The sequence below is a fragment of the Geomicrobium halophilum genome (genome assembly GCF_014207655.1).
In the GTDB taxonomy this organism is placed as follows: Bacteria; Bacillota; Bacilli; order Bacillales; family Marinococcaceae; genus Geomicrobium; species Geomicrobium halophilum.
On record NZ_JACHHJ010000001.1, the window covers coordinates 1,195,121 to 1,208,315 of the forward strand.

At 44.1% G+C, this 13,195-nt stretch carries 11 protein-coding genes; all 11 read right to left on the minus strand.

Annotated features, from left to right (window positions below; all coding sequences use genetic code 11):
- Positions 1–75: 75 nt before the first annotated feature.
- The gene (locus HNR44_RS05865) at positions 76–1,767 is read right to left on the minus strand and encodes an ABC-ATPase domain-containing protein (protein WP_343069383.1); all 1,692 of its coding nucleotides are present in this window, start codon (positions 1,765–1,767) and stop codon (positions 76–78) included.
- Between the two features lie 205 nt (positions 1,768–1,972).
- Entirely contained in the window at positions 1,973–2,233 is a 261-nt protein-coding gene (locus HNR44_RS05870) for a stage V sporulation protein S (RefSeq protein WP_184403136.1), read from the minus strand.
- A 90-nt stretch (positions 2,234–2,323) separates the two neighbouring features.
- Positions 2,324–3,118 (minus strand): TIGR00282 family metallophosphoesterase, encoded by a 795-nt coding sequence (locus HNR44_RS05875; RefSeq protein ID WP_184403137.1) that lies wholly within the window; start codon positions 3,116–3,118, stop codon positions 2,324–2,326.
- A gap of 450 nt (positions 3,119–3,568) precedes the next feature.
- On the minus strand, positions 3,569–5,140 hold the full coding sequence (rny, locus tag HNR44_RS05880; protein WP_184403138.1) for a ribonuclease Y: 1,572 nt from the start codon (positions 5,138–5,140) through the stop codon (positions 3,569–3,571).
- Positions 5,141–5,794: 654 nt separating this feature from the next.
- Positions 5,795–6,847, minus strand: coding sequence for a recombinase RecA (recA, locus tag HNR44_RS05885; protein WP_184403139.1), 1,053 nt, complete (start codon positions 6,845–6,847; stop codon positions 5,795–5,797).
- A 204-nt stretch (positions 6,848–7,051) separates the two neighbouring features.
- A complete protein-coding gene (locus tag HNR44_RS05890) occupies positions 7,052–8,659 on the minus strand; it encodes a DEAD/DEAH box helicase (protein WP_184403140.1) in 1,608 nt (535 codons plus the stop codon).
- Between the two features lie 2 nt (positions 8,660–8,661).
- Positions 8,662–9,900, minus strand: coding sequence for a competence/damage-inducible protein A (locus HNR44_RS05895; protein ID WP_184403141.1), 1,239 nt, complete (start codon positions 9,898–9,900; stop codon positions 8,662–8,664).
- Positions 9,901–9,935: 35 nt separating this feature from the next.
- Positions 9,936–10,511 (minus strand): CDP-diacylglycerol--glycerol-3-phosphate 3-phosphatidyltransferase, encoded by a 576-nt coding sequence (gene pgsA / locus HNR44_RS05900; protein WP_184403142.1) that lies wholly within the window; start codon positions 10,509–10,511, stop codon positions 9,936–9,938.
- Between the two features lie 532 nt (positions 10,512–11,043).
- Positions 11,044–11,934: a helix-turn-helix domain-containing protein gene (locus tag HNR44_RS05905; RefSeq protein ID WP_184403143.1), complete on the minus strand. Its 891-nt coding sequence runs from the start codon at positions 11,932–11,934 to the stop codon at positions 11,044–11,046.
- Positions 11,935–11,950: 16 nt separating this feature from the next.
- Complete coding sequence (locus tag HNR44_RS05910; RefSeq protein WP_184403144.1) at positions 11,951–12,724, minus strand: DUF3388 domain-containing protein; 774 nt, start codon at positions 12,722–12,724, stop codon at positions 11,951–11,953.
- Positions 12,725–12,934: 210 nt separating this feature from the next.
- Positions 12,935–13,183 (minus strand): DUF3243 domain-containing protein, encoded by a 249-nt coding sequence (locus HNR44_RS05915; RefSeq protein ID WP_184403145.1) that lies wholly within the window; start codon positions 13,181–13,183, stop codon positions 12,935–12,937.
- Positions 13,184–13,195: the final 12 nt, after the last annotated feature.

Below are 13,195 nucleotides of genomic sequence, written 5' to 3' on the forward strand. Positions count from 1 at the left end.
AACAACCTCCCGCAACCACGATATGCTTTTCAGATTTCCCACATTGGGTCTTATCACAAAATCTTGCGGCCCCTTTTATTCACGATGATTTGTTTCTAATGTTCGTAAACGATTAATAGCAGCTGCGATTTCAAAACGGCGAGGCCTTGCCAAATCCCCAGGATGTTTACCTTTAAATGGAGATAAAACATCAAGTCCAGAAGCCGTTTCTTTTTCATAGATGTCGAGTAGTTCACCTAGGGATGTATTTCCATCCATATACTTCTTTGCCAGGAAATCAATCGCACGAGAAATAGCCCTTGTCTGACTGGGATCAATACATTGTTCAACTGCGCTTAGATCAATGGTTTCCCTACCATAAAGAATGGTATCCTTCCCACGAGCGTCTACTTTTTCCTTTTTACCGCGACGTGCATCAAAACTGTGGGACTTCGGAGACCGTTCACTTTTCGTCGTAAAAGGTGCTGCTTCATGTCTGATACGCCTGCTCTCGTCCTTCTTTACAATTTCCTTAGCTTTTTCAGTGACATCAAAAGGCTGGTATTCATCCATCATAGTCACAGTGTCAGCAACATCAAAATAGTCCCCCGTTCCGCCAACGACTATAATCGTTGAAACACCTTCGGTTTCGTAAAGATCCCTTACGCGGTCTATAAAGGGTGTAATCGGCTCTTTATCTGGGGCAACCAGCTGCTGCATGCGATAATCCCGAATCATAAAATTCGTCGCACTCGTATCCTCGTCAATAAGTAATAACCGGCTGCCGGCTTCAAGAGATTCAATGATATTTGCGGCTTGTGAAGTGCTTCCGCTTCCATTTTCAGTGTTGAACTTCTTCGTGCTTTTCCCGTTTGGCAATTCACCAATAAATGGAGAGATGTTGACATCGGTCACACCGCGGCCATCTTCAGCACGAATTTTGCATGCACTTGAGGCAGTCACAATATATGCGCGTCCATCTCCATCGACATGATTATAAATTCCATGTTCCAGCGCTTGTAGCAATGTACTTTTTCCATGATAACCACCGCCAACGATAACATGTACTCCTTTGGGAATGAGCATTCCTCGTATCTCTCCGTAATGGGGGAGACTTACGCGGGCTGCTCTGCTCTCCGGGCTGGAAAATGGAATGGCGTTTTCTTTATCAAGGGGACGATTTTCGACTCCACTTGCGCGAGGCAGGATCGAGCCATCTGCGATGAATGCAAGAGCATCTTGCTTTTCTACGAACGTGCGCAGTGTTTGTTGATCATCGCTAAGCGCTACATGTTTTCGTAATCCCTTCATATCGATATTAAACAAGGCCTGTTCAATTACTTTTGGAAGTTGCTGGGTCAACAGTTTTTTTGCCTGTTCGCCAAGGATGGTTCTTCCGCGTGCAGGTAAATGGATAGAAAGTCGAACCTCTAGCTGATTATGATCACATACAACCGCGGTGCGTTCCAAAATTTCTTGCCCCGGTCGATCAATATAGATACTTTTCCCTGCATTTTGTTTTCGAATTTCTTTTCCTATGGAACGCGCCACAAAGTCAGTAAAGGCAACGTTTCGATGACCACTTTCGTATAAATCTCGTTCCATTTTTAAACGATCATTTTGGACAACAATCCGCGCCCGTGATGGGCTTGCATAAGGATCTGCCTGAATATGATCCATATGTAATTGAAATGTTGGAAAGGAGAATGTTCCTCGAATATCATTGTAAGCTTTATACCCTTTCCGATCGATGCGTTGTAATTGCTGTTTTAAATTTTCCATCATCATTTTCCCTCCGGTTGTTATGCTATTGTATCAAGGAAAGTTCATTGTATTTACCCTTATAATGGGGAAAAGCTCAGCGTCTATTCGCTGAGCTTTAGATGGAGTGTAGTCCTAGAAATCTTCACTATTGCCCTGTAAGTTTCCAATTTCATAGATTCGACAACACTTGACTTACCCTTCCTTAAATGTCTTGGAAGGCAATTCCACGTTAACGGGGCTCAACGATGAGTTTAATAGCTGTCCTTTCTTCACCGTCGATTTCAATATCTGTGAACGCCGGGATACAAACAAGATCAATTCCACTAGGTGCCACAAACCCTCTTGCAATTGCAATTGCCTTGACTGACTGATTTAGTGCACCGGCCCCAATCGCCTGGATTTCCGCCGCTCCTCTTTCACGGATCACACCCGCCAGGGCACCGGCGACAGAGTTAGGTGTTGATTTTGCTGATACTTTTAATACTTCCATGATTAGCCCTCCTATAATTGTGGAATGCCACCGTTATCCCTAACTATATTCACTGAAAGTCTCTCTATTCCCCGAGTTTTTCTACAGCTTCTACTCGTAATAAGGGTGATCATCGTTAATCATAATCCTATGGATCTTCAAGGCTTTTCCTGTTCGGTGATCAAGTTCTAAAAATACCCCATTTAACTGACTTCTTCCATTGGCTACCTCAAACTTTGCCGGAAGCGACGTCCGGAACTTTTCAATGACTGCTTCTTTTTCAACGCCGAGAATTCCATCGTAAGGACCGGTCATTCCTACATCTGTCAAGTAAGCGGTCCCGTTTTGAAGGATTCTTTCATCAGCCGTTTGTACATGGGTATGAGTTCCTATAACTGCGCTGGCACGCCCATCTAAAAACCAACCCATTGCTTGCTTCTCACTTGTTGCTTCTCCATGAAAATCCACAAATACAAACGGTGTTCGTTCTCTAGCTTGATCAACTGCTTTGTCCAATGCTTGAAAAGGGCAATCAACATCATCTAGAAATGTACGCCCCAAGGCATTAATAACGACAAATTCTTGTCCGTTAACGTTGACAGATACCTGCCCCTTTCCCGGAGCTCCAGGGGGGTAATTTAACGGGCGGATAAGGTTGGGCTCTTCATTAATAAATGAGAAGATTTCATTGCGGCCCCACGCATGATTTCCCAGGGTAATGACTTGAGCCCCGTTTCCTAAAAAATTCTTATAAATCTTTTCCGTAATGCCTTTGCCACTTGCTGCATTTTCCCCATTTACAATCGTCACCTGTGGTCTTAATCTTCGTTTTAACTTTGGTAAATATGATTCCACCATATGACGTCCTGGACGCCCAACGACGTCTCCTACAAATAATAGTCGCATATGAAATAAGTCCTTCTTTCTATCATTCAACGACTACGCTTATTATACCTATACCCTTTTTAAGTACTGGTTAAACGTATTCTGGGATATCAAACGCTCGACATTTGAATTCCAGATTTTAAGCTTTCGTTGATGAGTTATAAGTAAGCTGTGTTTATTAAATGTTTTTATTTTAGAGTATGTTCAAAATAGAATCAAAGAACTCAGTCGCTCGAAAGACACTAACTTCGAGCACTCCGCTTGTCACTTCATAAACATAAATCCCTCACGGGGGAAGAGGGTTTTTCTCTTTCGAGGAAAGAGAGGCAAGCGAACCGTTACGTAAACCATACCGCGCAAGTATCGGTCTTTTTCCGGACCATGATAGTCAAACACCCTTTGGTAGCATGCACAATCAAAGCATCGCTTATCACTCGGAAAGAAAAATAAAGCAGCACATACTGTGCCGCCTTACTTCGCATAGTCAACTGCCCTCGTTTCACGAATAACGGTAATTCGTATATGACCAGGATAGTCGAGTTCATTTTCCACTCGTTTTGTAATGTCCCGTGCTAACCGATGTGCTAACACATCATCGATCAAGTCTGGTTTCACCATAATACGGACTTCGCGTCCCGCTTGTATGGCATACGTCTTTTCAACACCATCAAATGATTCTGCAATCTCCTCAAGTTTTTCTAATCGGCGAATGTACGTTTCAAGTGTTTCACGTCTTGCTCCTGGCCTGGCTGCAGATAAAGCGTCTGCTGCGGCGACGAGCGTGGCGATAACCGATGTTGCTTCAGTATCACCGTGATGGGAAGCAACACTATTCACGACGACCGCGTTTTCCTTATATTTTTTCGTGAGTTCGATGCCGATTTCAACGTGACTGCCTTCAACTTCGTGATCAATCGCTTTCCCTATATCATGTAACAATCCCGCACGACGGGCAAGTTGTTCATCTTCCCCAAGTTCTGCCGCCATCAGCCCTGTTAAGTAAGCCACCTCTGTGGAATGCTTTAAGACATTCTGACCGTAACTTGATCGGAAATGCAATCGACCTAAGATTTTAAGCAAGTCAGGGTGGAGATTATGAATCCCCATTTCAAACGTCGTTTGTTCCCCATATTCTCGTATACGTTCATCAACTTCCCTACGGGATTTATCGACGGTCTCTTCAATACGAGCAGGATGAATACGGCCATCTTCAACAAGTCTTTCTAGTGCTGTTCGTGCAATCTCCCTGCGAATAGGATCGAAGCCTGAAAGGATGACTGCTTCAGGTGTATCATCAATGATTAAATCAATGCCTGTTAACGTTTCGAGCGCGCGAATATTTCTGCCCTCACGCCCGATAATCCGTCCTTTCATTTCATCGTTCGGCAAATGAACAACAGAAACTGTCGTTTCAGCAACATGATCTGCTGCACATCGTTGAATTGCTAGAGAAAGGATATCTTTTGCTCTTTTATCCGATTCCTCTTTAATTTTATCCGTGTTCTCCTTAATCATAACTGCCGATTCATGCTCGAGTTCCCGTTCGGTTTCAGAGCGGATCATTGCACGGGCTTCTTCCTTTGTTAAACCTGATATACGTTCCAGCTCTTCGCGCTGATCGGCAATTAATTGTTCCACTTTGCTATTCATCGTTTCTGTTTCTTCTTGCTTCTCAGCGAGCTCTTTTTCCCGGGTCTCCAATGATTCTTCTTTCTTATCAATTGTTTCACTTTTACGATCAAGCATTTCCTCTTTTTGCAAAAGACGGTTCTCTTGTTTTTGGATCTCGTTTCTCCGTTCGCGAATATCGTCTTCGGCTTCAGAGCGCATGCGATACGCTTCATCTTTGGCTTCTAAAATCGATTCTTTCTTGCTAGCCTCCGCACTTCGTCTAGCTTCTTCGAGCATCTTTTGTGATGCATATTCTGCACTGGTGATTTTAGCTTCCGCAAATTTTTTACGGATAATATAGCCAATAAACCCGCTTAAAACAGCAACGACAACAAACAAAATGGAGATGATCAAGATGTCTGTTCCATCCATCTCGGGTACACCTCCTTTGCTATGCGATTGTTACTTCAAGTTGACATGAAAAACATTGCGGGCTTGCCTCACGAAAAACGGAGATGGCAGGCAGGATCCCTCCTGCTGTCATAGGTTGGTGTTGATCCATTATCACTTGTAAGTTGCTCAAAAAATCCGGTGAATCGTCCTTCTTAATTTGAACACACTATGAAACTGACGTCTCCTGAAAGACGCTTTCCGGTCGGTTGTTACCGGCCGGGAGCCTGTTCCATGCTCTTTCTTTTTGTTATGAATGGTCTCATAGACGATAAATACCGCGCCCATTTCATTCACACTTAATTGTATACTTGGAATCATTAATATGTCAATAGTACCCCAGGCAGACCGCTCTTCTCTTTCAGACTGTAAACGAAATAAGGGACCAGTATTTCGGACTCCTAAAGGCTCATTTGCGTTTCACTCGTTTATCCGTGAGAGGTGCAGGGAAGGTAGAAACTGAATTGGGATTTACATTCATGGTGGTAAACTTGAAGAAATACACCGCCATGAGCAGAAATCATCCAACAGATAATGGAAATCAACCAAAGAAAAAGGTGTCGATCATCGTTTTTTGATGATCGACACCTTTTTTAAGTTCTTTTTGGTTAGTTTTGTCCCAGACCCTTATTTCGTTTACGATTCTTGAGATGATATAGTATCAGCGTCTTGCTCGGACTTCGCTTGTTCCTGATGGTTGAGATCCGGCAGTTCGTGATGTTCGCGAATGCGAGATTCAATTTCAGCTGCAACCGCTGGGTTCTCTTTCAAGTAGTTTTTCGCGTTTTCACGACCTTGACCGAGTCTCTCCCCTTCATAAGCATACCAAGCACCGCTCTTTTGCACGATTTCTAAGTCTGTAGCAATATCCAGAAGGGACCCTTCTCGGGAAATACCTTCCCCGTACATAATATCGACCTCTGCCTGACGGAAAGGCGGTGCCACCTTGTTTTTGACAATCTTTAAACGCGTTTTGTTTCCAACCGTTTCATTCCCTTGCTTCAACGCCTCCGCCCTGCGTACTTCAAGACGAACGGAGGAATAGAATTTCAAAGCACGTCCTCCCGGTGTCGTTTCGGGGCTTCCGAACATAACGCCGACCTTCTCACGAATTTGATTAATAAAAATCGCGGTAGCGTTTGTTTTACTGATCGCACCCGATAGTTTCCGGAGCGCCTGGGACATGAGGCGTGCTTGCAAACCGACGTGGGCATCGCCCATATCCCCTTCAATTTCGGCTTTCGGCACAAGAGCCGCTACGGAGTCTACAACAATAATATCAACGGCACCACTACGAACGAGGGCTTCGGCGATTTCCAAGGCTTGCTCGCCAGTATCCGGCTGCGAGAGCAAGAGCTCATCTGTGTTCACACCAAGCTTTCGAGCATAAACAGGGTCAAGCGCATGTTCTGCATCAATAAACGCCGCTTGTCCCCCGTCACGCTGCGCTTCAGCAATGGCGTGAAGCGCAACGGTCGTCTTCCCTGAAGATTCCGGGCCGTACACTTCAATCACTCTTCCCCGCGGGTAACCACCAACGCCAAGCGCAATATCGAGGGCGAGCGTTCCACTTGAAACCGTAGACACACGATGCTCCGCTTCTTCCCCTAGCTTCATAATCGAGCCTTTTCCAAATTGCTTTTCAATATTCCTCAAAGCTTGATCAAGCGCTGCTTTTCTATCACTCATGGAATACATTCCCCTTTATTTATAACAAATTTATCATTTCTATTTGATCGTTTCCCCTTTATTCATCATATCGCTTTTTTATCCGTTTGCCAAGTGAAATACGAACATTCATTCTATTTTTCTCAAGACATACGAAAAATCCCCTCCATAGACATTTTTGTCTACTATAAGGGGATCCTATCATCTTGAGCTTATTCAAAAATCTTAAGAACGGGTGGCTTTCGACGGGCGTTGATCCCGTTTAGGCCTAGGTTTTGCTGGCTCCAAATTCACACGAGCGCCATTGATCCGAGAGTGACGGAGCCCTTCATAAACAAATGGGGCTACATTTTCCGGAACTTCTACAAACGTAAAGTTCTCAAAAATATCGATCTTTCCCACTGATTTCTCGGGGATTCCAACGGCATCCGCAATCTCCTGAACAAGTATTTTCGGGCTCATATTAACATTACGGCCTACATTGATAAAGAAACGAACCATTCCTTTTGCGCCACCGGTATCTCCAAAATGATAACCTTCCTCAGAGATATTATTTTCTGTTTGATAATTCATCTTTAACAAGGCATCAACAACTTCTTGAGGGCGATATTGTTCAAGTAGTTCGTTCGTTAAATCATCAAAAATAGACGTTTCTTCACTATGATCAATAACATGGACGATTTGATTCCGCCACGCATCTTGCTGTTTCTCCACGACCTCTTGGATCGTCGGGATATCACGAGTGGGGAGCGACATTTTGATTTCTCTTTCAATCGAGCGAAGATGCTTCATTTCCCGGGGGGTGACAAGTGTCAATGCCTGTCCGCTCTTCCCTGCTCGTCCTGTACGCCCGATTCGATGGACATATGATTCCGGATCTTGCGGAATATCATAGTTAATCACGTGGCTTACGTTTTGCACATCAAGGCCACGGGCAGCCACATCCGTTGCCACAAGGAACTCAATGTCACTTTCTCGAAACCTTCTCATAACAGCATCCCGTTGTGATTGATTCAAGTCACCATGCAGACCATCTGCAAAATATCCCCTTGCCTGTAATGCCTCCGTTAAATCGGCAACTCCCTTTTTCGTTCGGCAAAAAACGATAGCAAGTTCAGGGTCATAGCGGTCAATGACGCGGCAAAGTGATTCCAATTTATTACGTTCGAGCACTTTAAAATAAATCTGTTCAATCGAAGGTGCGGTGACATCGCTTTTACTGATCGATACCGTTTCCGGTTGGTGCATGTATCTCCTGGAAAGTTTTCGGATTGGCGCGGGCATCGTTGCTGAAAAAAGCATCGTTTGTCGATCTTCATTCGTTTGCTTTAAAATCGATTCAATATCTTCGATAAAACCCATATCAAGCATTTCATCTGCTTCATCGAGTACGAGTGTATTGACTTGATCGAGCTTCAACGTTTTTCTACGTAAGTGATCTTGTACACGACCAGGCGTCCCAATAACGACCTGTACTCCTCGTTTTAAAGCTTTGATCTGGTGACCAATTGATTGCCCGCCATAGATAGGTAACGTTGTCACATTTAGATGATTGGAAAGCTTTTGCAGTTCCCCAGCAACTTGAATGGCGAGTTCACGTGTCGGTGTCAGGACGAGCGCCTGTACTCGAGAAGACTCATCAAGCTTGGTTAACAGCGGGATTCCAAAGGCCGCTGTTTTCCCAGTACCTGTTTGCGCTTGTCCGATCACATCTTTTCCTTCCAACACTTTCGGTATTGCTTTTTCCTGGATAGGCGAAGGTTCCTCAAAGCCCATCTCCTTAATGGCGGTTTTTACTTCTGGCTTAATCTTTTTATCATCAAATACATTCATTCTTAATCACCTTTTTCCTCATTCAGTAACCAGGCACAAGCTTCTTTGACTGCACGGCGCCGAATCGTTTCGCGATCACCCGACAAGTGCCGTTCATAGACTCGATTCATATGGGGATAACTTATGCCAATAAACAGCGTCCCAGGAGGATGCCCTTCCTGATCATCCGGACCAGCAACACCCGTCAGTGAGATTCCCACATCAGACTGATAACGGGACCTCACACCCTCGGCCATTTCTCTCGCACAAGCCTGACTCACAGAACCGTGCTGTTGAAGGGTGGCAGCATCCACATTTAACTGCTTTTGTTTTGATTCGTCACTATAAGTAATGGCTCCACCTTGATAGACCTCGGATGCTCCCGCTATATCAGTGATCGAGGAGCCAAGTTGTCCTCCGGTCAAGCTTTCAGCGGTTGCCAGGCTCCATCCATTAATTTTTATATGCTCGATGACTTTTGAAAACAGCGTATCATCATCATAACCGTATAAAAATTCTCCACAGTATTTGCATATTTCGGCTTCCATGTTATCAAGTTGTTTTTCAGCATTTTTACGATCGGTATCCCTTACTGTCAAACGCAAGGTGACTTCATCCTCCCCAGCTAGAGGGGCAATCGTCGGGTTCGTCTGTTCAACAATCAAGTCATGAACACGTGCTTCCAACGCCGATTCTCCAATGCCGTAGAAACGAAGGGTTCGCGATAATAAAAACGCATATGTGTCGTCCTGTGCAGCAAGAAAGGGGTCAACCTCTTTTTCAAACATTGTTTTCAATTCACGGGGTGGGCCCGGCAACAGTATAAACATGGTATTTTCGTGTTTATACACCATTCCGCACGCAAGCCCTGTGTGGTTTTGAAAAACCTGCGCTCCCTGCACATAAAGCGCCTGACGGCGGTTGGCATCACTGGGCTGTTGGTTTCTTTCTTGAAAAAATGACTCTACTTGTTGAAGTGCTCTCTCATCGTAAACAAGATCTAAATCATATTCTTCTGCAAGTGCATTTCTTGTGACATCATCTTCAGTAGGACCAAGACCTCCAGTAATAATGACCATATCGTTGGCCTTCGCCGCTGCTTGAATCGCCTGCCGGATCCGTAACAGGTTATCACCAACTACGGTATGCTTATAAACGTTCACTCCATGATGTGTCAGTTGTTTCGAGAGATACTGACCATTGGTATTGGAGATTTGGCCAAGCAGAAGCTCAGTACCTACAGCTATGATTTCAGCATTCATCGTTCGGACTCCTTTCCAGGGCCCTTCCCCGTTTTTCAAGCATCATTAAATACATGTTTATTTTTCACAAAATAATCGATCCCGGAAAGCACAGTCAAAATAACAGCTATCCACATGAGCATCGTCGCGACGGGAAGGCCGAGCTCGTCAAAAGGGACATTGTGAACGATAAGAAAAAAAATCGCTACCATTTGAAACACCGTCTTCCATTTCCCAAGACCGCTAGCGGCAATCACTGTTCCATCTGCTGCTGCTACAAGCCGCATTCCTGTAACGGCAAATTCACGGGTGAGGATGATTACACCCATCCATGCCGGTAAAAGGGCGAGCTCAATCAACGATAATAACGCTGCTGTTACGAGTAATTTATCAGCAAGGGGATCTAAAAATTTTCCGAAGTTGCTAATAAGATTTCGACTACGTGCAATGTATCCATCCACCCAATCGGTAGCCGCTGCAACGGCAAATAAAAGCCCGGCAACAGCATGATTCATAGGCACTTCAGCCCCTGCAAGATCAAGTGTCCCCCATTGAAATGGATAGAGGAAAATCACCATAAATATTGGTATGAATCCGATACGAATCAGTGTTATCTGGTTAGGCAGATTCACATAAAGCCTCCCCTACAGCAGTATCTTTTATTTTAACAAAAATCGTTAGCAAGCAAAACGCCAGTGCGATGTTTATGAAGGAATCTGTACGTCTTAGTCTACCAGAGTTTTACTTTAAAAAGCTACTTTGAAACCCTTTTAGAGGATGTTCAAAAAAGTCCGGAAAAATAACCGTCGAATTTCTGCGTCAGCTTGCGGGGTGAAGGAGGCCAGCGCCTCCGGCGCGTCGCACGTACCAAAAACGTATCCTCGAAAAGAAAAACGCTTTTTCATTGTGCGAAGGAGCGCTTACGAAGCAGCCAGCTGGCTCTTCGCTCCTCAAAAAAAGAAACCCACTTTCCCTTCGTGAGAAGGAAATGCTTTCGTGGTGCAAGCAGGTTCTCGAGACGGGCTTCCATAAGAATATCTAGACTCGCCATTTTGGCGATAAGCGAACTTTTTTTCTAAAACTTCTTGGTCTTGTTGTCCTCCTTTTTGAACACGCACTTTAAATGAAAAAGCCCTTCACACCCTACGTGTGTCGGACTCAAAATTAACCATTTTGTTCAATGGTGATATTTTGTAAATCTCTTTCCTCAGGATCAACTGCATATTCCAGCTCTTCACTATTAACATAGATCGTAAGCGAAGGGGTATATCCGGCGTTGATCGTAATCGTATCGTATTCGCTAAAATCATACTCCTGTTCTAAAGCTTCAGCTGGGGGATCAGCGACCTCAATAATAGTCCCTCCGACTTCTTCCCGGAAATCAACATAACTGTCGATTCCTTCTTCAAACACAAGTTCAATCTCTAGTGAAGCACTGTCAACAGTATAGATAGAGTTATAATTGCCAGTTGTTTCTTCGTATGAAAGCCCTCCACTTTCGTCTTCCTCGTGATTCCCATTATTACCCTGACCTTCTTCAGTACCGTTCACTGCTTCTGTTTCGCCATCACCTTCATTATTCCCGCTTTCCTGGGGTTCATTTATAATTTCTACCTCTTCTTGATTTGGACTCCCTTCTTCTTCATCAGAAGCCACATCTCCATTTCCTATATTTAAAAACCATATAATACCCACGATCGCAACGAGAAAAGAAATCACCAACGCAGCGGGCAGGACGGTCGTGCTTTTTTTGCTTTCCGGCGAACGTTTCGTCTTTGCACGCTCCACTCTTGAAGGAAATTCAATCGCTTCTTTGCTTGGCTTTGGTAAATCATGATCAAATTCCGAAAATACCTCTTCAGGGTTAAGGCCCAAAACCTCGACATAACTCTTTATAAATGCCCGCGCGTAAAAAGCCCCAGGAAGTTCATTGTATCTACCGCCTTCAATGGCTAACAAATAGCGCTTTTGGATTTTTGTATGCGCTTGAACCTCTTCGATCCTCCAGCCTTTCTCCTCGCGCTTTTCTCTTAAGAATTGACCCAATTCAGCCATGCTAAACACCTGCCACCTAGCTAATATCAAAGGAGGAAAAACCAGACTCCACCATTTCATAAGTAATTTTTTCGTCTTCATTATTTCGTAGTTCAATTATGCAATCGAAGTCCTTTAATGTATATGCCGTCTCCCGCACAAAAATATCCGGATGCTCAACAACTTTTACCGACGATAGACGCATAATTTCGCCTACAAGGGTCCGGTGTTTTTCTGAGGCACGCATTGTCGTTACAATCCCATCGATGATATAAACCAAGTCCTCGCCGAATTCGTCTTCTGCAAGGGTACTTCTAATCGTCTGACGTAACAACGTGGATGAAATGAAGGACCAATGTTTATTTGCACAAACACTCGCCGCAACGATGGATTCCGTTTTGCCTACCCTCGGCATCCCACGAATCCCTATGAGATAATGCCGTTTTTCTTTAAGTAATTCGGCCAAAAAATCAACGAGCAGCCCCAGTTCATCCCGGACAAAACGGTACGTTTTCTTGTCATCAGCATCCCTTTCAATATAGCGGCCGTGCATCACTGCCAAACGATCACGAAGCCTTGGAATCCGGAATTTTTTAAGAGAAATGGCTTCCATGGTTTCCAATATATCACGTAAACGTGTAATATGATCGTCACTGCTGCTCCGAATCAACATCCCCCGCCGATCGTTTTCGATCCCATTGATCGTGACAATATTAATCGATAGCATGCCAAGCAACGAGGAAATATCCCCCAGTAAACCAGGCCGGTTTTGATGGATTTGATATTCAAAATACCATTCTTTCCTCTCCATCCCCGTTCCCCCCTTAATTGTCGATTCACGTGTATTGATGTTATTTTACGTTATTTCTAGTCTTTTGAATAGGGTCATCCGTTCTTTTCGAAAAATTCACTTGAAACTTTAACATTAAAATAAGCCGATCTGAGCGAAAAGAAAAGCATCCTTCTCGGCAACAACCTTCCTCACGTTGTTTCCTTTAGGATGCTTCACTTTACGGTTTAGTTATTTTTGCTGAACAAGTTTCACCATCAGATTTGCAATCGCATGTTGTTCTGATTCATTCGCCACATGCCATAAGTCAGAAAGTACACGCTCTTGATCATTTTGAGGCTCCACTTGATTCGCTAAATAATCACCGATTTGATACGCCACATCCGAAGCGACTTCGTCATTCATTCCTTCATTTTCAGCATGTTGAAGATTTTCACCTAAGAACGATTTCCATTGATCCCAATTGTCCAGTACTGACATATGTTGTTTCCT

Coding starts and splice junctions, on each gene's coding strand:
- HNR44_RS05875 (WP_184403137.1), bottom strand. CDS start 3,118: ATGCGACTATTATTTGTAGGAGACGTCGTTGGGCGTCCAGGACGTCAT.
- recA (WP_184403139.1), bottom strand. CDS start 6,847: ATGAGTGATAGAAAAGCAGCGCTTGATCAAGCTTTGAGGAATATTGAA.
- HNR44_RS05905 (WP_184403143.1), bottom strand. CDS start 11,934: ATGGCTGAATTGGGTCAATTCTTAAGAGAAAAGCGCGAGGAGAAAGGC.
- rny (WP_184403138.1), bottom strand. CDS start 5,140: ATGGATGGAACAGACATCTTGATCATCTCCATTTTGTTTGTTGTCGTT.
- HNR44_RS05865 (WP_343069383.1), bottom strand. CDS start 1,767: ATGATGATGGAAAATTTAAAACAGCAATTACAACGCATCGATCGGAAA.
- HNR44_RS05890 (WP_184403140.1), bottom strand. CDS start 8,659: ATGAATGTATTTGATGATAAAAAGATTAAGCCAGAAGTAAAAACCGCC.
- HNR44_RS05895 (WP_184403141.1), bottom strand. CDS start 9,900: ATGAATGCTGAAATCATAGCTGTAGGTACTGAGCTTCTGCTTGGCCAA.
- HNR44_RS05915 (WP_184403145.1), bottom strand. CDS start 13,183: ATGTCAGTACTGGACAATTGGGATCAATGGAAATCGTTCTTAGGTGAA.
- HNR44_RS05910 (WP_184403144.1), bottom strand. CDS start 12,724: ATGGAGAGGAAAGAATGGTATTTTGAATATCAAATCCATCAAAACCGG.
- HNR44_RS05870 (WP_184403136.1), bottom strand. CDS start 2,233: ATGGAAGTATTAAAAGTATCAGCAAAATCAACACCTAACTCTGTCGCC.